Raw genomic sequence first — 18,463 nt, 5'->3', positions numbered from 1 at the left:
GTACTCAATAACTGCCTCGGGGATCTCTTGGGGGATCTTCCGAGGCATGTTTCAAGGGCGGATGCCATGACTGACTTTGGACGGCGGGGGGTGGTCCCCCCGCCCGCGAATCTTTATCGAATTTCACTTCTGCATTTGTCAGGCCTATGGGCGGCCGGACGACAGTGGGCGGATGACGCCGAACTGCGGACAGCGCGACTGATCGGCTGGGCAAAGCGCCCGGTCGAAGCCCTGCGGCAACGGATATTCGCTGGTCGACCCCGACCGGCGGAGGACTATGACGAGTCGCTGTCAGAGATGTCGGCTTTCCTGCGGTCTTGCCGCCGGATTTTCTGGGCTCTCGCGGCCTTCAGCGGGATGAGCAATCTCCTTATGCTCACCGGCTCGTTCTTCATGCTGCAAGTCTATGATCGGGTGCTGCCCGGGCGCAGCATACCGACGCTGATCGCCTTGATGGTTCTGGCGACGGTACTTTATCTGTTTCAGGGTGGGCTGGACCTCGTCAGGAACAGGATCAGCGCCCGGGTCGGACGGTATTTCGATGAAAGGCTCAGCGTTCGCATATTCGATGCGCTTGTTCGCCTGCCTCTCAAGACCAGGGCCGATGGCGATGGCCTGCAGCCGGTGCGGGATCTCGATCAGGTCCGTAGCTTCCTGTCGAGCGGAGGGCCGACGGCACTCTTTGATCTGCCCTGGATGCCAATCTATCTCGGCGTCTGCTTCCTCTTTCACTTCTGGATTGGCGTCACTGCGCTGGCCGGCGCGCTGGTGCTGGTCGGTATCACGATGCTCACGGAAACGCGCACCCGAGGGCCGGCAAAGGCGTCCTCGCGTCTGGCCGTTTCGCGAACTGCCCTTGCGCTCGAGGGACGGCGAAATGCCGAAGTTCTGCAGGCCATGGGGATGCGGCAACAGGCGGGTTTACGTTGGCGGGACGTCAACGCGAAGTATCTCGCCGCCCATGAGCGGGCCAGCGATGTCGCAAACGGACTCGGTGGCGCCTCCAAGATTTTTCGCGCGATCTTGCAATCGCTGGTTCTTGCCGTCGGTGCTGTGCTTGTCATCAACCAGGAATCGACGGCCGGCATCATCATTGCCGGATCGATTCTCACCGCGCGGGCACTGGCGCCTGTCGAAATGGCCATTGCGAACTGGAAAGGATTCGTCGCTGCGCGGCAATCGGGGCAACGGCTCGATCACTTGCTGAAGCTTCTGCCTAGCGAGGAGGAGCGGTTGGCATTGCCCGCGCCTGTTGAAACCCTCACCGCCGAGCACCTCTATATTGGCGCCCCGAACTCCGAGAGGCCCACCCTCAGTGAAGTGTCGTTCCAGTTGCGGAGCGGGCAGGCGGTTGGAATCATTGGTCCGAGCGGATCCGGCAAATCGACGTTGGCACGTGCACTGGTTGGTGTGTGGCCGTGCATTCGAGGCAGGATCCGGCTCGACAATGCCGCGCTCGATCACTGGTCTTCGGATGCCCTCGGCAAGCATATCGGTTATCTGCCTCAGGACGTCGAATTGTTCGACGGCAGCATCGCAATGAACATTGCGCGGTTCGACCCGGAGGCAACGGCCGCTGCTGTTCTGGAAGCCTCGCATGGCGCGGGCGCGCACGACCTCATCCTCTCCCTTCCGGACGGCTACAGCACGAAGATTGGCGAGGGAGGGCTGGCGTTGTCGGCGGGGCAGCGGCAGCGTATCGGGCTCGCGCGCGCCTTTTACGGCAAGCCCTTCCTGGTCGTGCTTGATGAGCCCTCGTCCAATCTCGACGCCGAGGGCGAGGAAGCCTTGACCGAGGCGATCCTGAACGTGCGCCGCCGGGGCGGAATTGTCGCCGTTGTCGCGCATCGTCCGAAGGCGTTGGAAGGTGTGGATCATGTCTTGTGCCTCGGGGAAGGCAGGGTGCAGTCCTTCGGCAAGAGAGAGGAGGTCCTCAAGAGAGTGTTGCGAAATCCCACACCGCTCAAGGTCGTCGCGGAAGCTCAAGGAGGTAGCCGATGAGCGGCCTGGTGACACCGGCGATGCAATCCATCCAGCGTTACATGATCGTCGGTATGATCATGTTCGGCTTGGTAACCTTTGGGATCGGCGGTTGGGCGACAACGACCCAATTGTCGGGCGCGGTGATCGCCCAAGGCGTGGTCGTGGTGGATTCGAGCGTCAAGAAGGTTCAGCACTCCACTGGTGGGATCGTAGGAGAGTTGCGCGTGCGGGAGGGCGCCCGGGTCAATGCAGGGGATGTTTTGATCCGCCTCGACGAGACTCAGACGCTCGCAAATGCGACCATCGTCACGAACAGCCTCGATGAGCTGTTCGCGCGGCAGGCTCGTCTGGAGGCCGAGCGCGATGGCGCCGAGCAGGCTAGCTTTCCCAAGGTGCTGCTCGACCGGGCCAAGGAGAGCAACTCCGAGGCGAGCCGTGCAATCACTGCGGAGCGAAAGCTGTTCGAGCTGCGTCGTCAGGCGCGGAGCGGCCAAAAAGCGCAGTTGCAGGAGAAAAGCGCGCAGCTGGAAAACGAGATCAAAGGCCTTACGGGGCAGACCGAGGCCAAGCAGAAGGAAGTCGAATTTATCCGGCAAGAGCTGGAGGGCGTGCGCAGTCTCTGGCAAAAAAATCTGGTGCCGATCACGCGGCTCAATTCCCTCGAGCGCGATTCCGCCCGCCTCGAAGGCGAGCGCAGCCAGCTGGCGGGAATGATTGCTCAGTCGAAGGGCAAGATCGCCGAAATCGGACTCCAGGTCATTCAGATCGACCAGGACCTGCGGACGGAAGTGGGCAAGGATCTGATCGAAACGCGATCGAAGCTCTCCGAGCTGAGCGAGCGCAAGACTGCGGCGGTCGATCAATTGAATCGAATCGATATCAGGGCACCGCAAACCGGCCGCGTCCACGAGCTGAGCGTCCACACGGTTGGAGGTGTAATCTCTCCCGGCGAGCAGATCATGCTGATCGTGCCCGATGCGGACTCGCTTGCGGTCGAGGTCAAGATCGCACCGCGCGATATCGACCAGGTCTATATGGGGCAGACAGCGACAATGCGGTTCGCAGCGTTCAACCAGAAGACCACGCCCGAAATCGACGGAGAGGTCAGTATGGTCTCGGCCGACATTACGCAGGATCAGCGCGCCGGCACGAGCTACTACACGGGACGCGTCCTGCTGAAGCCGGAAGAGCTCGCGAAACTCGGGTCGGCCAAGCTCCTGCCCGGCATGCCGGTCGAGGTCTTCATCAAGACGGCAGGTCGGACCGCGCTATCCTACCTGCTCAAGCCGCTGCACGATCAGGCGGAGCGCGCATTCAAGGAGCGCTGACTCTTCGCGGGAAGATAGCAGCGCTCGACTGCGCGAATTCGGGGCTGGCGCCCTATCCTTGGGCGCCAGCGTTGCGACTAGCATCTGAAGGCACGGCTGGGCGGCCGGAAGCATCCGCAGCGGGTGTGGCTGGCCGACGAGTGCGCGTCACAAGCCAGGACGGAGCCTGCGGTCTGGTTCTGGTGATGTCAGATCGCCGCAACAAATTAGGCGGGGCGAATGTAGTGAGGTTGCCCCACCTCCTGATCAATCGCAGTAGATCGCGCGGCTTTCGACCGATCGACCGTGACGGATGCCTGTTGCCCGCGGGCAAGACGACCGACCGCTCGAACGAGCGTCCGCTCAGCACGTCCATTCGCTTGGCGTACAGGGTCATCGCCGCCACGAAGACAAGTATTGTGGCTTCGGCCCCCAGAATGACGAGCAGCTCGTCCGGCATATGAAATTCCTCGCCAGGAAGGTATCGTTTGAAGACTTTGCCTCGGTGAATAATTAAATCAACGGCTGCAATTATATTTGACGTTAAATTGTTGCGCCGGCTCGGGATGCGCGACGTCGAGCCGCGCTGGGCGAGCCTTTCGGACGCCCGAGCCGATCAGGACGTCTCGATCCATTCATCCTTCATTCGACTGGACCCGCGGGCGCCCACTGCGGTTCGCTGCGCGCGACTTTGCCGTCGATTTAATGTTTAATCTATTTATTGCGATTTAAATTAAATCATATTAGGATTAAATAATGTAATTTAACCGAGGATCATGCCCACCGCGCGGAGCGGTGAAGCCGAGCCTTGGTTTGGCGTTCGCAGGGGGATCGGCAGATGCAACGAACCTCGGGATCGGCCGTCGTGGCAGCCGTAGCCATCATGATCGGAGGCGTTCAGTGGGCGCGTGCGGCACTGTCGACCGTGCCGACGGCCCCGCAAGCGGCTCTTGCGCATATCGAGCTGGGGCGCCCGACGCTTCCGCCCTTCAGCTACACGGTGTTTTGCCTCCGCTATGAGGCCGAATGTCGCCTGCGGCGCTTCTTCCGGGGCGGGCCGATCCGGCTGACGGAGAAGCGATGGGTGGACCTGCGGGAGATCAATCGCGCGGTCAACTTGGCGATAGCGCCAGCTCGCAACGAGCTCGGTCTTGCGGGTGAGACGTGGATCATCAATCCCGCTCGCGGCGATTGCAACGACTACGCGGTGAGCAAGCGCCACGAGCTGCTTCAGCGCGGCTGGCCGGCGCGAGTCCTGTTATTGAGCGAAGTCGTCGTCGGTTCCGGAGAACATCATTTGGTGCTTCTCGTGCGTGCCAGGAGCGGCGATGTCGTCCTCGATAATCTCACGCCGCAGATCATGCCGTGGTCGCGGACGCCCTATCGCTGGGTTCGCGTGCAGAGGCCGAGCCGCGATGGGCTGTGGGCGGCGGTTGGGCGGGAAGGGACGTGAGCGCCGGCGCCCTAAGTCTTGCTCGGCCAGAACAGGCTGAGCGCTACTCCTGAGCGCATTGGCGCTGCTCGAGCGAAGCGAGCCTGTCTTCAAGTGCAACGATCCGGCGGAGAAGATCAAGGCGCGACAGCCCAAGGGTAGCCCGCGTCGATCCAATGACGGAAGCGGCAGCACATGGCCGTTCGGAATTGGCAGTAAGGACGCTAGACAAGCGCAGGACGCCGTCGCCGGTCAGCACATCCACCCAACCTTCGGAGGGGGACCGTCCCACGATCCGGCCTGGCACGCGGCCGATATAAAGGGGGGCATCAAGCCGCGGCGAAGCGCTGGCGATGACGAGCCGCTGAGCGTCAAGATGGGTGAACGCGCCGGGAAATGGCGGAGTTAATCCGCGGATCAGTCGATCAATGGCGTCGGTCGGCTGTCGCCAATCAATCTCTCCATCGTCCGGCACGCGGGTGCAGCCATAGGAGGCCTGATCGGTATTCTGGCCGGTGCCCTGATGGCCGGTGACAACTCGTAGAACTACCCCGCCGAGCTCACGCTCCTGGATCGCGTTGAGACGATTGTACAGGCACGTGACCGTGTCGCTCGAGCCGATCGGGATCGCTTGCTGAAACAGCAGATTGCCGCCATCGAGCTCCGGGATGACAAGGTGAATGCTGATTCCGGCGGTCGTCTCGCCGTTGATGATTGCCCAGTTCACGTTGGCGCGGCCGCGATAGTGCGGAAGAAGCGAATAGTGCACGTTAACGAAGCGACACAACGCAAGAATTTGCGGCGGGATTATCCGATCGAAGGAAGAGATCACGACGGCGGCGGGGCGCAAGTCGGCGATCACTTTCCGAAGCTGGTTCAATTCCCGCAACTCCGCGACCGAGATGCCCTGGGCTTTCGCAAACGCCCTTAACGCGCCAGCTTCGGGTTGGTCCGGCTTTCGGAAGACTTGGACCACGCGGCACTGCGCAACCAACGACCGAAGGGCGGCGAGGCCTGTCGGTCCATCCGCGAGAAGCACGACATCGGGCTGCAGCCGCTCCGTCATGTCACTGCTGCCATCGTACGAGCTGGGCGAAGCCGTCCCGCGTCACTACACCGCCGCGCCAAACCCATTCGGCCGCCCGCAAGCCTCCAGTCTGCAATCGTACGATCGGCTCGGGACCAATCTCCGACAGCAGGATGCCCATATGGCCATGCCCGACCGATCGCGTGGGCCAGAGGGCAAAACCATTTCGGGCCAGCGCCGCTCGATCGACGTCGCCCCAGAACTGTATCACGACGGCGCCGTCGGGCGCGCATGCAGCCAGATGCGCGGCCTCCGCTTGGCCGATGCGCGGCGTTGCCGTTGGCTGCAACGCGACAACGAACGCATCCCACGCGTCGGGATGGACCGCCGCAGCACTGTCGAACGTCGTGACGCTCGCCCCCAAGCTTGCTAGCCCGGTGTGCAGCGGGGCAAGGAAGTCATTGTCGCAGAGCAGACCGATTCTGTTGCCGAGGACCGCCAAACCGCAGTCGTGCAACTGTTTCACGGCGAGCGGACCGAGGAATGAGAAGACATCGACGGCGGGGTGTCGCTCGTTGACGCCGACCACCGGGATTTTGCGCCTTGCACACGCTTCGATATCCAGGTCCTCACGACGAAATTCCCAGGCCTCGAACATCAAGGCGATCACGGCCTCGTCGCGCAAATGGGCAATCAAGGCAGCCGTCAGGGGGCGAAGGTGGCCACTGTTGGTTATGATGTCGACGTTGTGAAGCACCTCGGGGCTGATCTTCTCCAGAATTTCGATGCGATCAGCGACGCCTAGGGGGGCGGCGAGCTCCAGAGTCTCCCGCTTGGCATCGGCCACGGTCCCGTGGCGGCCAGGTTTTGTAAACGCGTAGACGTGCTTGGCTCCGGCCATCGCGGCGAGGACCGCGGTCACGGCATAGGCGCCAGTCGCCGCTTCGGTCAGCACTGTCAATCCCGAGAGGTCCAGCCCCGTTCGCTTGATGGCGAGCTTCATCAAAGTTCGCAGTCGAACAAGCGAGAAGCCCGGCCTGGAGGGAATTCGCGTGTCGGTATCGGCTGATCGCGATTGGGCGAAGGTTGTTCCGGCCTCGATTCCGGTCATGGAATGGGATCCCGCCGTTGCCGCTGTAAAAACTGGATTCATGGTGCCTTCGACCGGCGCACTCTGGATACCCGATCGCGTGCCGTCCGCAGCACGTTATGGAGCGGGTCGGGTATGAGGGCGCGGAGATGATCCTGCCAACTCATTCGCTCGATCCAGCGGTCTTCGCCGGGACGCGCGGCCCAGTACCGGACGCGGCGTTCGCCCGGCGCCGGGACGCGACGTGTCGTCGTGTAGTAATACGATGCGACAGAAAGGCGCGTTCGACCGGGCGGGCAGGTGACCGGATCAGGGAGGCCGCGGAGGGTGGCGCCGTGCGTCTCCCAGAGGATCATGGTGTTGAATTGCGGGAAGATACGGCGTCCAAGAGCTGACATGTCGGCAGGCCACAGTTCGAGGCTGCCGCCGTAGATTTCGGGCCAATCCCGATTGAGATAGATGAGTAAATTGACCCGGTGGAACAGCCGGGTCGTCGGATGAACCTCGAAATCTCGATGAACCTTGGTGAAGCCTCCCGGAGGCGTTCGATGTACCCCCGCAAATTGGTGGGTTGGATCGGAAAGAAGATCGCGAACTCCAATGATGGCCGACGCGAACTCTCGAAAGCGAGCGCTATCCACCAGGCTCAGCAAATGTTGAGTGGCTGGCCCGAGGCCGTGAGAAACCTCCTGCTTCACCAGGCGATCGGGGTTTGTGGTAATCAGATCGGTTTCTTCGAGCGCGGCGCATTCGGCCGCAATCATATCCAGTAATTTCTCGGGAAACGCGTCGTTGACGATAATGTGCGGCCAAGGTTTTGCATTGGCGTATTCAGCGCGCAGGGCATCGCCTCGGGCGAAGAGGCCGCTTAGCGAGTGTAGTTGTACGTCGACATGCAATTTCGCTGACTCCGGCTGCGGTGGCTTGGAGTTGCTCCCCTCCAGGCATGCTGCCTCACAAAATTTAATATCATGATTGAGCGACACGAATTAAATGTCAAATTAAATAACTACAAGGCGTAAGCTGCGCGCCGCGGTGGAGCTTGGTGAAGGGCCTGATGCTTTCCTGGGCAGGAATGTTGTTCAATCTGCTGCTCCGCCAAGTTGGATGTCGCCGATCCGGTAAATTTAAATCGTTAAATCAACATATATCAGTTGCGGCGCAATGATTTTGGTCTATTTTGGAAACGGGCTGGAATGTTGGAGCACCCGATGACCCACCTCGACGCCGACGGCGAAGACCGTCGTGAGTTCTTGAAGAGCTGCGGGAAGTTTGCCGCCGTTACCCCTCCAGCTATGACGCTGTTGCTGTCAACCTCTCTGACTTCAGCCGCCATAACCAGTTCAGGCGGCCATATTGTGCATGGCAACAATGGCTTCGGCAACGGCGGCAGTGATGGCAGTCCTAACAATAATAAAGAGGATAGCGATCGCTAGATGTTGCGGTCCAATGGACAGCCGCGCATTGCGGTGTGTACGGCGTCGCGGCCGTCGCAGGGGCTCAACCGGTGCGGCGGCGCTTGTGGCCGGATGAGCGGTTGATCAATAGATCGCCCAGTTTTTTGCCGGCGCGAAGCTGCGCTTTCAGCCATCGGGGTTGCTTACCGCGACCGGACCAGGTCTCGGATGGGTTTTTCGGGTTCTGATACTTCGGCAGCACTGGCGGGTAGGGGCGGCGCGCACGTTCCTCGTTCTGGGCCCCGGAAGTCCCCTCTATCCGGCGAAGCCGCTGTTCGAGCTTGGCTTTTTCCGCGATCATTCTCCGACTAAGGACAGTCGTCACCTCATCGTAAAGCCGCCACAGCTCGGCTGTGGTTGCGGATGCCCAGTCGTCCTTATCCATGGAAGCCGTCCCCACTACTTCCGATTTGAAATAGGAGGGGGCATTATCAGGTCGAACCCCGGTCGGGCAAGCCTGATCGGCTGACGCGTAAGACGCCAGTGGCAGCCCGGTGCTTCTTGATGCTATCGGCCGGGCCCGTGCCTTCGACCGACCGGTCGCCTCCCAGCCGCTCTCCGCCGGCGGACCCTTCGCATTGGACCAAGCAAGCGCTGCTCGGCCATCAACACGCGACTACGTAAATTCTGCAATTCGGTGAATTGAACGATCAGAGCTTCATGCGTTTGCCGCAAAACAGCCGAAGAATACATGTGACCACCTACTCATTACCAGCGATGACCCGTGACTGCAGATTGAAGTTGCTGGGTTAGCGAAAATGTCGCCCCAACTTTGCTGACCAGGTTTTCATCGGTGCTACTATTGAAGCAGAGCAGTTATCGTTCGAGATGTCTGATCAATGGTTGAAAAAATTCGTGCCCCTCATTTTTGAGCCTCCCGCCTAGCACACGACTGAGATCAGAAGGATTCCAGCCGCTGTCGCGCTTGACGATCAGTTCCTCGTATTAAATCTTGATGAATAGTATTACTTTTTTGCGCCTCCTCTTCCTGTTCTGGGTTCGAGGCGCTTTTCAGATTGCCTCGCTCCGGTGACACTTTGTCGAATGTTAGATTTGAATCGTGAATATCCCTATATACCGTTCGTAATAAGCCGCCGGTAACGGATGTTAACCAATGCTGACTGAGCAGCCGATGACTGTACAGATAAATCTGTGGGAGAGTTTGCAGACCGCAGCAATCTAGCATTGCGGGAGGGGCGCTGTTTTGTCAATGAATCGGCTATTTCGGTTTTTCCATGAGGGGCGCATTCCTACGGTGCTGCACGCATTCTCCAAGCGAGTTACAGTGATGTGGCCATCATGCGTTGTCGATGCGTGCCGTGGCGAAATTGGCAGTGCGAAGTTTTTTGGCAGAATGGATTGGTCATGCCCCCCGCGCGTCTCTTAGAGAGAAGGTTGGATTAAACCGCTGCATGGGGGGTTGTTGGCGATAGGCAAGGGAAGCATGCGCCGCATCAGAATCGTCATCGCGGATCGGCACCCGATCGTCTTGCAGGGGATCAGCAGCGTCCTTGCGACGCAGCACGATTTTGCGATCGTGGCCTCCTGTGGCGATACTGCAGGCTGCATTGAGGCGATCCGACTCCTTGTGCCGGACATTGCACTGCTCGATATTGCAATGCCCAATATCAGTCGGCCGGACTTCCTTGCTCTCGCAAACCCTGCTGGCCAGCGGACCCGGGTCATTTTCTTCGCCGATAAGGCCGGCGATCGAAAGCTGCAAAGGCTGGCCACGGACGGCGCCTGCGTCGTCCTCACGAAGGATACGAATCCGGAGATGTTGGTCGCGACCCTACGGAAGGTTGCGGAGAGCCAGGGACTGGCACCGCGGTCGCCGAGCACGGATGGGGAGATCGGCTGGGAGTCTCGCGCGGGTGAGGAGAGGCCTCTGACACAGCTCACCGACCGGGAGCGGCAGATCATGAGGCTCGTATCGGAGGGGCTGTCTAACAAGGAGATTGGGCGTCGCCTGAACATTGCCGACGGTACGATCAAAGTCCACCTTCATCACATCTTCCAGAAGCTGGATATCAGCAATCGGACAGTTCTCGCGGCATTGGCAATTTCGCAAAACGGGCAGCATGTGGCCCCACCTGATCGACCGCTCCGTCCTACTACAGCGGGATCCGGCAGTTCGAAATGACGAGTACGTCAAGCGCGACAATGTCCTTCCGGAACGCACGCGTTAGCTGGAAAGCGCATCATATTGGGCGGTAAGGATCGGTTGCAGCGCCCAGATGCTCGGCCATGTGGCGGCAGGCTCCTTCGGCCTCGGCGAACGTTCGGAAGGGCGAGCCGCTGATCTTGATCGCGCCATTGTTCTGGTAGAGCGGTCGCCAACTCGCCAGGTAGCCGGAACGTCCGTGAAAGCCCGGACCGGTGGGGCTCCCAAGGCTGATCACAAACGAGAAGCCATCGCCGCTGGCGCTCCAGATCTCCATGTTCGCGACGGGCCGGTGAAATTGCAGTGGCATCGCAATCATCCACTCCAGTTGTGCGCTGCCCAAGATAAATTAGAAAGATATATATTAAATAATGGTTTGGGAGTCCAGATTTGGCGCCGGCGCCGACGAGGGCTAGAAAACTGAGGGTCATGGGAATGATAGCGATCTATCCGCCGCACGCTCAACAGCTTCCATCGTTTAAACAAAAGTTTTGGTTGAAAACATATTTAATATATAATACGACTGAAACCAAATTTAAATCTGGGGAGAGCGCATCGTGACCCGGGACGGCAATGAAGATGACGACCGGCGGGCATTCCTGAAAACCTGCGGAAGATTCGCGGCCGTGACACCCCCCGTCATGACGCTGCTGCTGTCGACCTCGCTGACCTCGACAGCCATCGCGCGTTCAGGTGGACAGAACGGGGCAAGGTATGGCGACGACAGGGGCCAGTCATTCTTCGACAACGATCGTCGGTCTTCTGCAGCGTCGGGGTCCTCTGGCGGCGGGTCCTCTGGCGGCGGGTCCTCGGGCGGCGGGTCACCTGGAGGTGGTGGCGCATCTGGGGGGCGCCCTGGTGGATCATCTGGTACTGGAGGATCATCCGGCGGTGGCGGCGGATCGGGCGGAGCGGCCGGTGGCAAAGGGCCTTTCGCGACGGGGGGGAGCTCTGGAAGCCCGAGCGCATATGGAGGGGTCGATTGTGCAGATGAAGAAGACGAGGAGCGGAAGCACAACCCCGAATGCGAGCGAGACACCACTCGAGTTTCGAGCGCAACCGGCTCCGAGCATTAACATGGCTCGTCCCGCTATCAGCGCATGCCGAACAGCCTGGCCCCAAAGGGCGCGTGCCGCGGGTCTGGGCGCATGAATACTTTCTTAACGCGCCGCCGCATCGTTGCTGGCGACGCAGCATCTAAAAGTTAGTCGCGTTTTTCCAAATGGTCGCGTTTCCCAATGATTGCATATTTTTGATTGCATATTGTTCCCGCCCGTTAAAGTTGGGGCAATCCTCCCAGACATTTCGCTAGGAGACCTCACATGAAAATCTGCGCTCGAGTGGACAACCCCGCTGCTGTTCTTCGCCAGCGTCTCGAAGCGCTTGCCTCCCAACTCGCAGAACTTGAGAGTCTCAGAGACCGAGTAGGTCGAGAAGAGAACCGGCAGCGCGAGCTGCGCCAGTCGGGCCATCTCGGACGGCGAGCGAGCTCAGAGTGCAACCGAGCGGTCGTTGCAACTTCGCAGACGCAGAGCTCATACCTGCCACTTGATCGCGATAAATCGAAATTTTTTCAACGAGCGTCCGAAAGCGAACGGATGACGCGACTTTGATCGATCATAGTCGGCTTCGGCCTTGGGGTGTCGGTTGATCCGCAGCATTCCACGTGCCGAGAATAGGGACTGGTTTCCTGGCGCAGCGTGCGGTGGGACGGGGAGTTCTTCAATCCATTATCTGGTTTCGCTTGAAAGGATGAATGCTCGTGAATGATACCAATGTGAAAGTCGAAGCGCGTGCCGATTCGGTAAATGGGAGCACGAATGGTGCAAATCCGAGGTTCGATTTACCGCTGATAAATCTCCAGGAATTCTTCCGCAATTTCGCCGAGCAGGGCACCACACGGGCCAAGGATAATATCGAGAAGGTGAAAGCAGCCTCCGAAGAGGTCAGCGAGGTTGTCCGCGAAGCCTGTTTCAAGAGCGCCGAGAGCGCCGCTGATTACGGCGCCAAGGTCATCGAGATTTCCAAACACAATACCAGCGCCACGCTGGAATTCATGTCCCAGCTCGCTGAAACCCGGTCGCTGCTGGATATTGTGAATCTTTCGGCTACTCGAAGCCGCGAAGCTTTCGAAGTCGCCACCGCACAGAATCGCGAGCTTTGGGAACTCGCGCAGAAGGTCGCGACTGAGACGACTGCTCCCATGAAGACCAGCTTCAACCGGTTATTGCACAGGCCCGTCTGAACTGAGGCTACCGGCCGCGTGGATCGGCTGGACCAGCGTCTCCGCAAGAAGAGGCGCGGTCCAGCCGATGGCGGACCGGCATGCTCAGAGTCCGCAAAAGGATGCAGGAAATCAAGATGGGTATGGTGATGATCAAGTGCCCGGAAACGGGCGACGCCATTTCGACGGGCATCGAGACCGATCGCGAAAGGTTCCGCTGCAGCGCGGTATTCTTCTCGCGCACCTATTGCCGGGTCTGCGCGGCTACCCACGAGTGGTTTGCGAGAGAGGCTTGGGTCTACGAGCCTGCCCTGGATAGTCGGTTGCCGGGCGGCTGACAGGCGTCTCGCGTCGGCGCGGCGTGAACACGCCCTGCTGAGCCCTGCGAAACGATCCGATCGATCCGGCGGCTCATCACCTTGTAGCACTCGCATGCCACGGCTTCGAGTCGCGGCCGATCAATCTCGAGCTGACCGCGCCGGTTGGATTTCAACGCTCTCGACGCGCGCAACGCGCTCACGACATGCGTGACGGTGGTGCGGCGGACGCCCAGTAACTCCGACATGGTCTCTTGCGTCAAAGGGAGGAAATTGCCGTCATTCGTCCGGTCGTGGATGTGAAGCAGCCAGCGCGCCATCCGGGCCTCGACGGAATGCAGTGCATTGCAGGCCGCGACGTGCTGAAATTGCGTCAACAGCGATCTCGTGAAGATATGCACCATGGATGCGATCGCGGGGCTGCGACCTAGCGCCGGCAGAAATTGCGCCGCCGGGATCTGCAGCAGAGACCCTGGTACGCGGGCGACCGCCGTCAGGGGTGAGCGGGATGCGCCAAGCGCCGACGTCAGACCGATGGCCCCCTCATGGCCGACCACCCCTGTGGCGACAGTCTGCCCATTCGGCAAGTCCACGATAAAGGCGATCGCGCCACTACAGGGGAAGAGAAGGTGCTCGATCCGGTCGCCCGATCGGACCAGCACTGCGTCGCGCTCGAGCACGACTTTCCGCAGATGAGGTGCAAGCAAAGCAAAATCTGCCGGCGGCAACGCTGCTAACAAACGATTACCAACTCTGGTCGCGTGGTCCATCACGGGATTCGCCCCCGACGGATGGCCGGTGCTGGGAGCGTGCCGACTGGCGCCCTGCACAACTCAACGGTGGTCCAACCGGTCCCTGCGGATATGGTTCCTATTGTGGAGGCGTGCGTGTGCGACGGCACGGCAACGCACAATCCCGTTAAGTCCTGCGGCCGGCTCCAACTGGAGACCGGCAGGCGCGCGAGCATCGCAGCTGATCTTGGCCAAGCCTATCGTTCGGCCGGCTCCTCGGGAACCGGAAAAGAGTGTTGTCGGAGGGGCCGCTAAAAGACTTGGCCAGACTTCGCGGAGGGATCGCCGAGAACAAAATGGGTCTCGTGCAATTATGGTCGGGGCAACACGAGCATTACTGTGCATCTTTTCCTTTGTTTTTTTGTTTTGTGTCTTCACCAATTCGATACAGCGCGCCGATCCGATGGCACAGGCTCATCGTAGAATAGGATATTCGCGCGAGCAAAACGGACGATCTGCCTGTCACCGCAGGATCGCGTTTTGCTGCAGAACTAGAAATTGGATGATGCGAGCCTCGGGTTGGATTCTCTCCATCGACTCGAACTCGACCGCTCGCAGGCGGGCACCTCAACTGCAAGGAGATCTCGCCAGTCCTTTTCAATGGGCCGGGAGCGCCAATCAAAGGGTCATTCGGTCAAGCAAGTGGTCGGGCCAGACATCTGATGGACGAGCGCTGCCATCGTCGAGTGCAGGAAATCGACCAGGACGCTCAAATTGGCCGCAAGGATGTTGTGGCGAGTAGCGGAATCGCCCGTCCCGAACTGCGGTATGGACCAGACTCCGAATAGATTGAAACCACGATACGAGGCGGCCGGCCTCTTGGGCGGCGATCAGCTTCTCCAGCAACAGTCGGCGGAACAGGCGCGAGAGCACGCGCACAGCGAGGAAGAAGCCCACCCGGCACGCCACCCAACGCTCGCCGTCGAGCGAGATGCCGCCGCCCGGCACGATCATGTGGACGTGTGGGTGATGGGTCATGGCCGAGCCCCAGGTATGGAGAACCGAGGTGATGGCGATGCGGGCGCCGAGGTGCCTAAGCCGGCGTGAACCTTTACCTGGCCGTCGAGACCAATGGATATCCGGGATTTTGCTCATTCCTCTCGGGGCTGGAACGCCGCCGCCCGCGCTTCATTTAAGCGGGCGGCGTTTTAATCAGGACAGCCTACTCGCCCACTTCAACGCCGGGTGGCCTAAATCGATGGCAGCGGCCTGTTTTGCATTGCCGAATTCGATAACGATGACGGCATCTTCAGCGTACATTCCCAAGATCGTCTCGATATCGCCGGCGCGGTAGGCATCTAGCCAATCGACCGCCGCGGCCATCAGGTCTCAAAGGACATATCCTCACCTACTTGCCTCGACGGCGAGGGCTAGAGCGCTTCCAGTGAACGGCCAATGAATGTGGTCGTCACGATTACTCCGTATTTTTCGGACCCGAAATTTGATCGCGGGGTCCGCGACCTTGAAGGGAGTAAACCGGCGCTCTGAGGAGGATTGGAGGGGAGTGAACCGGGGTGACACCGGTGGTAAGCAGACATTTCGGTGGTCAATTCGGATGCCGGCTCCCAAAGGCAACGGTCAACCAATTTGTCGAGCCCTCTGCGGGAGGCGAATACACGATCTGAAATAGCCCACCAGTGAGGTGATCTGCAAAAAAAGGTCGCGCCCACAGGGCGCGATCTTTCTCGAAGTTCGCCAAAATTCGATCAGGAATTCATTGCTTCTCTTTGATAACGGTCGTGCTGCTGGTGCTGCTACCAACGGTGCCTTCCTCGCAGACTTTGGTTTGCTTGATGCGGTCTTCAGCTTCGACGCGGCTCTTGAAGGCCATCGGACCGATCTGCGTCACGACTTCCTTGTCCGCCGGGCGCGTGGTGGTAATCGTACAGTTGTGGCTCGGTCCTTGCACGACGTAGAACTCGTCAGCGACTGCTGGAGCGGCGCATCCGACGATGAGCGCGCCAGCAAGAAGAAGGGATGCTTTCATTGTCACCTCTCTGTTCAAGTGCTGCCCAATAGAGGACGAACGGACCAACAGAAATCCAGCGTGCCACTGCGCACGATTGGATTACCGCTTACCCTCCAATCCTCTCCAGTGCTGTAACTCACCCAAGATTTCGAGGTTCCACGGTTTCTGGTGCAAACAGAGGCCGGACCAGGTCGAATTGAGGTTGAAGAGCAACGGGTGTCCGATGAGAAATTTCCAGGGTGACGGCCATGTCCGCCTTATCCCAACGGCGCCGACATCGCATTTCGAGGACGACCTAAGCCACCGCCCGATTTTCTTTATGCGCCCGCAAATCACGGTCCGTAGCAAGTCATCAGGGAACGGCCGCTGCAACGTCTTCGCCTCATCCCAGGGCGCACATCGTGCTCCTCGTTCGTCGTCAGGATCACCGGCATGGCCTTGGGATGGATCGGCCTGACCACCGCATTTGGGTCGTCGTTAGGAAGCCGTAGACCAAACCCGGCCCGCTTGGTCAGCCTCCTGCATCGAACCAACTTTGAAAGGGATAGACATTAAGCGTGAACTTCCGAGCCCAAATTTAAATAGTTTCCCTTTGCATCAATGGAGTAACCTGTTTTGGACTTGGAGCGTGGGGATGGCGCACTACCGAGCTTACCTTTTGGATCAGCACCACCACGTTATAAGCGTGGCCAATTTGCAGTGTGCCGACGAGCAGGAAGCACGCGAACGTGCTCAGCAGCTAGTTGATGTCAACGACATCGAGCTATGGCAACTTGATCGTCGTATTGCGGTGTTTGAAGCCGCCATAACCCGAACCTCGCAGGCGCCGGGGCACGGAAGCGTCCATCGGGCGCGGCCCCCTACAATGAAGCCTAAGTGAAGGCTGCGACGCAAAGAGGCGCACCACTCGCTTTGAGCGCGAGGATGGCGGCTTGGTTGCTGGTGATGCTGTGAAGGTTGCACGTGGAGAACACCGGCCCGCGACCTACTCGACCTCTGTCATTCGCTCGTTGGTGACCCGGAGGCTGCGGAGGTAGTAGCCTTGTGCCTGAACGGCTGACTTGATTTCGTCGCTAACTTTGAGAACTCTTGCTCTGCTCTTGCGCCACTTATGTGCAGAGTAAGGCACGGGTACGGGCGAGCCTGAACTTAGAACGAGCAAGTCGCGTTTGTCATTGCGATAGATATCAAACACCATTCGCCCCTGCTGATCTATGAAAATAACACGAAATATGTTTCAGGTGTCTCGATTGACCAGCTTACTATGTTGAATGGCTGTGCGGGTTGCAAATGTGCAACGCTCCGCGACTTCTGCTTCACCGCGTGCCAAGCCAGCGAAGACGCGGTCAACGTCGTTGCGCCAACGGGCCATTCGGCTTGGATTGCACGGCTCGGGTGCCAAGGCCCCCTCGTGATAAGTAGGGCCGAGACACTTTTTTGATCAATTTTGTTGACGCATAAACGCCCGCTCGGCCGATTGGCTTTGCTCTAACAGGGCTACTCGGAACACTGAACTTTCTCGCGCGTTGTGCGTCATCTAAGATTGAAGGAGCGCGTTATGGATCGCGCACGTGAAAGGTGTCGCCGATAAGGCCAAGGGCACGACTAAGGAAGGTGCTGGCAAGCTGAGTGGCGACAAGGACCTCCAAAGAGAAGGTAAGGCCGACAGGCAGACAGGGCCAAGGGCGCCGTGCACAACGCGGCCGGTGACGTCAAGGATGCCGCGCCGGATGCACCAGACGCCATGAAGAGGTGACTTCCCTTGCATGTGGGGATTAACACTCGCCACTCCTCTGGGCGGCGTTTTGTTTGCGCTTTCGAGCAAGCGCGCGCCTCTATGCAACGGCTTTATCTTCCTTTTCCACACCACGCATCACGACCTTCAGTACATCATCCGGCAACGGCCGTTGCAGCGCCTTCGCCTCATCCCATGGCGTCCGCATGCATACGTTATGCGCCCCGTCGGTGGTCAAGATCACGAGCATCCAGCGGAAGATGCAGGCGTATCTCGCCGCGCACGGTGGTTGGAAGACATTGTGGGTTCTCGTTGTGACCACTGACCAACAACGTGCCCACTCGGACACTGCGAGCTTTGCTCATCAAACTCGACGCAGCGTGTGAGGACGCAAGCTTGACAATCGTGGGTCTTGCGTCTGAGCTGCTGGCAGACTTGACGTCACGTTTGCTGAGCAAGTCCGCGTTATCGACCTCCAACCGCCGATCAATCGCTACCTCGCCGAGCACTATCCGCAAGCCAAGCCCTTCGCTTGGACCGCCGATCCCGAACACATTATTGCTGCTATCAGACGAGGGCACCAAGCGTTAGATTCCATTCACTAGTAAGAGCTGCACGGCCGAAAGCGTGCCTGTCGCCTTGTATCTGGCCGCGGGTCGGCTGTTCGCCCAACCACATTACGGTCGTGCCTTCGCTGGCGCACACCCGCCAGCTCCATCGTCGACTGCGGCGTCTTAAGCCGATATCAAAGCTTACGAACCGATGTGGCATTGGACTGCAAAAGATCTGCGGGCCGAGAGTAGTCGAAACGCCTGAGCCAATCCATGAGATGCGCTGTCTGCCGCCGGGAATATACGCAGCGTTGAGGGAGCTATGCAGGAAAGTGGGTGATGACGGAATGAGATAGGCGGCGTATCGAGACGGGTGTCGAGCCTGCCAGAACCTCTCAAGGAGAGCGATACGCCAT

General features: G+C 59.5%; 18 protein-coding genes and 4 pseudogenes. 10 read left to right on the top strand and 12 right to left on the bottom strand.

All coding sequences use genetic code 11. The features are described from left to right. Positions 1 to 297 precede the first annotated feature (297 nt). The 3 genes from IVA82_RS43585 (at position 298) to IVA82_RS43575 (ending at position 4,743) form a co-directional block, all read left to right on the top strand. On the top strand, positions 298 to 2,001 hold the full coding sequence (locus tag IVA82_RS43585) for a type I secretion system permease/ATPase (protein WP_247383503.1): 1,704 nt from the start codon (positions 298 to 300) through the stop codon (positions 1,999 to 2,001). After that, positions 1,998 to 3,311, top strand: a complete 1,314-nt coding sequence (locus IVA82_RS43580) for an HlyD family type I secretion periplasmic adaptor subunit (RefSeq protein ID WP_247383491.1) — start codon at positions 1,998 to 2,000, stop codon at positions 3,309 to 3,311. The genes IVA82_RS43585 and IVA82_RS43580 overlap by 4 nt, the downstream gene beginning before the upstream one ends. An 817-nt stretch (positions 3,312 to 4,128) precedes the next feature. Then, positions 4,129 to 4,743, top strand: a complete 615-nt coding sequence (locus IVA82_RS43575) for a transglutaminase-like cysteine peptidase (RefSeq protein WP_247383492.1) — start codon at positions 4,129 to 4,131, stop codon at positions 4,741 to 4,743. A gap of 43 nt (positions 4,744 to 4,786) precedes the next feature. On the opposite strand, the gene IVA82_RS43570 is transcribed toward IVA82_RS43575, so the two are convergent. The 3 genes from IVA82_RS43570 to IVA82_RS43560 form a co-directional block, all read right to left on the bottom strand. Continuing rightward, complete coding sequence (locus IVA82_RS43570; RefSeq protein WP_247383493.1) at positions 4,787 to 5,788, bottom strand: formyltransferase family protein; 1,002 nt, start codon at positions 5,786 to 5,788, stop codon at positions 4,787 to 4,789. Position 5,789: 1 nt separating this feature from the next. Then, entirely contained in the window at positions 5,790 to 6,752 is a 963-nt protein-coding gene (locus tag IVA82_RS43565) for a hypothetical protein (RefSeq protein WP_247383494.1), read from the bottom strand. A 146-nt stretch (positions 6,753 to 6,898) separates the two neighbouring features. Continuing rightward, positions 6,899 to 7,738 (bottom strand): 2OG-Fe(II) oxygenase, encoded by an 840-nt coding sequence (locus tag IVA82_RS43560; protein ID WP_247383495.1) that lies wholly within the window; start codon positions 7,736 to 7,738, stop codon positions 6,899 to 6,901. Between the two features lie 297 nt (positions 7,739 to 8,035). Between IVA82_RS43560 and IVA82_RS43555 the strand changes: the two genes are divergently transcribed. Next, entirely contained in the window at positions 8,036 to 8,275 is a 240-nt protein-coding gene (locus IVA82_RS43555; protein ID WP_247383496.1) for a hypothetical protein, read from the top strand. A gap of 64 nt (positions 8,276 to 8,339) precedes the next feature. Here IVA82_RS43555 and IVA82_RS43550 read toward each other — a convergent pair whose 3' ends face one another. Continuing rightward, the gene (locus IVA82_RS43550; RefSeq protein WP_247383497.1) at positions 8,340 to 8,681 is read right to left on the bottom strand and encodes an H-NS histone family protein; all 342 of its coding nucleotides are present in this window, start codon (positions 8,679 to 8,681) and stop codon (positions 8,340 to 8,342) included. A 1,059-nt stretch (positions 8,682 to 9,740) separates the two neighbouring features. On the opposite strand from IVA82_RS43550, the gene IVA82_RS43545 reads away from it, so the two are divergent. Continuing rightward, positions 9,741 to 10,439: a response regulator transcription factor gene (locus IVA82_RS43545; RefSeq protein WP_247383498.1), complete on the top strand. Its 699-nt coding sequence runs from the start codon at positions 9,741 to 9,743 to the stop codon at positions 10,437 to 10,439. A gap of 58 nt (positions 10,440 to 10,497) precedes the next feature. On the opposite strand, the gene IVA82_RS43540 is transcribed toward IVA82_RS43545, so the two are convergent. Beyond that, entirely contained in the window at positions 10,498 to 10,770 is a 273-nt protein-coding gene (locus IVA82_RS43540) for a hypothetical protein (RefSeq protein ID WP_187436260.1), read from the bottom strand. Between the two features lie 244 nt (positions 10,771 to 11,014). Here IVA82_RS43540 and IVA82_RS43535 point away from each other — a divergent pair. The 3 genes and pseudogenes from IVA82_RS43535 to IVA82_RS43525 all read left to right on the top strand — a co-directional run. Continuing rightward, positions 11,015 to 11,311: pseudogene (locus tag IVA82_RS43535) on the top strand (hypothetical protein); the annotation flags it as partial. A gap of 905 nt (positions 11,312 to 12,216) precedes the next feature. Then, entirely contained in the window at positions 12,217 to 12,705 is a 489-nt protein-coding gene (locus IVA82_RS43530; protein WP_247383499.1) for a phasin, read from the top strand. 116 nt (positions 12,706 to 12,821) lie between these two features. Next, complete coding sequence (locus tag IVA82_RS43525) at positions 12,822 to 13,022, top strand: hypothetical protein (protein ID WP_148743185.1); 201 nt, start codon at positions 12,822 to 12,824, stop codon at positions 13,020 to 13,022. On the opposite strand, the gene IVA82_RS43520 is transcribed toward IVA82_RS43525, so the two are convergent. The 5 genes and pseudogenes from IVA82_RS43520 to IVA82_RS43500 form a co-directional block, all read right to left on the bottom strand. Further along, the gene (locus IVA82_RS43520; protein ID WP_247383500.1) at positions 12,983 to 13,771 is read right to left on the bottom strand and encodes a Crp/Fnr family transcriptional regulator; all 789 of its coding nucleotides are present in this window, start codon (positions 13,769 to 13,771) and stop codon (positions 12,983 to 12,985) included. The genes IVA82_RS43525 and IVA82_RS43520 overlap by 40 nt on opposite strands. Positions 13,772 to 14,596: 825 nt before the next feature. Further along, positions 14,597 to 14,827, bottom strand: a pseudogene (locus IVA82_RS43515) (transposase); the annotation flags it as partial. A 117-nt stretch (positions 14,828 to 14,944) separates the two neighbouring features. Beyond that, positions 14,945 to 15,115 (bottom strand): hypothetical protein, encoded by a 171-nt coding sequence (locus IVA82_RS43510; protein WP_247383501.1) that lies wholly within the window; start codon positions 15,113 to 15,115, stop codon positions 14,945 to 14,947. 391 nt (positions 15,116 to 15,506) lie between these two features. Next, positions 15,507 to 15,779, bottom strand: coding sequence for a hypothetical protein (locus IVA82_RS43505; RefSeq protein WP_187435552.1), 273 nt, complete (start codon positions 15,777 to 15,779; stop codon positions 15,507 to 15,509). Between the two features lie 315 nt (positions 15,780 to 16,094). Then, a pseudogene (locus IVA82_RS43500) lies at positions 16,095 to 16,257 on the bottom strand (SOS response-associated peptidase); the annotation flags it as partial. A 138-nt stretch (positions 16,258 to 16,395) separates the two neighbouring features. Between IVA82_RS43500 and IVA82_RS43495 the strand changes: the two are divergent. Then, the gene (locus IVA82_RS43495) at positions 16,396 to 16,641 is read left to right on the top strand and encodes a hypothetical protein (RefSeq protein WP_247383502.1); all 246 of its coding nucleotides are present in this window, start codon (positions 16,396 to 16,398) and stop codon (positions 16,639 to 16,641) included. Between the two features lie 105 nt (positions 16,642 to 16,746). Here the strand turns inward: IVA82_RS43495 and IVA82_RS43490 are convergent, their stop codons facing one another. Further along, a complete protein-coding gene (locus tag IVA82_RS43490) occupies positions 16,747 to 16,956 on the bottom strand; it encodes a hypothetical protein (protein ID WP_247383504.1) in 210 nt (69 codons plus the stop codon). A gap of 640 nt (positions 16,957 to 17,596) precedes the next feature. Then, positions 17,597 to 17,734 carry a hypothetical protein gene (locus IVA82_RS43485; protein WP_247383505.1) on the bottom strand — a complete coding sequence of 46 codons (138 nt, stop codon included), beginning with the start codon at positions 17,732 to 17,734 and terminating at the stop codon, positions 17,597 to 17,599. Between the two features lie 226 nt (positions 17,735 to 17,960). Between IVA82_RS43485 and IVA82_RS43480 the strand changes: the two are divergent. Further along, positions 17,961 to 18,101, top strand: a pseudogene (locus IVA82_RS43480) (IS630 family transposase); the annotation flags it as partial. Positions 18,102 to 18,463: the final 362 nt, after the last annotated feature.

Source organism: Bradyrhizobium sp. 142 (assembly GCF_023074015.1).
Lineage (GTDB): Bacteria > Pseudomonadota > Alphaproteobacteria > Rhizobiales > Xanthobacteraceae > Bradyrhizobium.
The sequence above is the reverse complement of the archived record's forward strand: the minus strand, read 5'-3'. Positions and strand labels throughout refer to the sequence as shown.

Coding starts and splice junctions, on each gene's coding strand:
- IVA82_RS43565 (WP_247383494.1), bottom strand. CDS start 6,752: ATGAAGCTCGCCATCAAGCGAACGGGGCTGGACCTCTCGGGATTGACA.
- IVA82_RS43525 (WP_148743185.1), top strand. CDS start 12,822: ATGGGTATGGTGATGATCAAGTGCCCGGAAACGGGCGACGCCATTTCG.
- IVA82_RS43510 (WP_247383501.1), bottom strand. CDS start 15,115: ATGGCCGCGGCGGTCGATTGGCTAGATGCCTACCGCGCCGGCGATATC.
- IVA82_RS43575 (WP_247383492.1), top strand. CDS start 4,129: ATGCAACGAACCTCGGGATCGGCCGTCGTGGCAGCCGTAGCCATCATG.
- IVA82_RS43520 (WP_247383500.1), bottom strand. CDS start 13,771: ATGGACCACGCGACCAGAGTTGGTAATCGTTTGTTAGCAGCGTTGCCG.
- IVA82_RS43530 (WP_247383499.1), top strand. CDS start 12,217: ATGCTCGTGAATGATACCAATGTGAAAGTCGAAGCGCGTGCCGATTCG.
- IVA82_RS43545 (WP_247383498.1), top strand. CDS start 9,741: ATGCGCCGCATCAGAATCGTCATCGCGGATCGGCACCCGATCGTCTTG.
- IVA82_RS43540 (WP_187436260.1), bottom strand. CDS start 10,770: ATGCCACTGCAATTTCACCGGCCCGTCGCGAACATGGAGATCTGGAGC.
- IVA82_RS43585 (WP_247383503.1), top strand. CDS start 298: ATGTCGGCTTTCCTGCGGTCTTGCCGCCGGATTTTCTGGGCTCTCGCG.
- IVA82_RS43580 (WP_247383491.1), top strand. CDS start 1,998: ATGAGCGGCCTGGTGACACCGGCGATGCAATCCATCCAGCGTTACATG.
- IVA82_RS43555 (WP_247383496.1), top strand. CDS start 8,036: ATGTTGGAGCACCCGATGACCCACCTCGACGCCGACGGCGAAGACCGT.
- IVA82_RS43505 (WP_187435552.1), bottom strand. CDS start 15,779: ATGAAAGCATCCCTTCTTCTTGCTGGCGCGCTCATCGTCGGATGCGCC.
- IVA82_RS43495 (WP_247383502.1), top strand. CDS start 16,396: ATGGCGCACTACCGAGCTTACCTTTTGGATCAGCACCACCACGTTATA.
- IVA82_RS43550 (WP_247383497.1), bottom strand. CDS start 8,681: ATGGATAAGGACGACTGGGCATCCGCAACCACAGCCGAGCTGTGGCGG.
- IVA82_RS43570 (WP_247383493.1), bottom strand. CDS start 5,788: ATGACGGAGCGGCTGCAGCCCGATGTCGTGCTTCTCGCGGATGGACCG.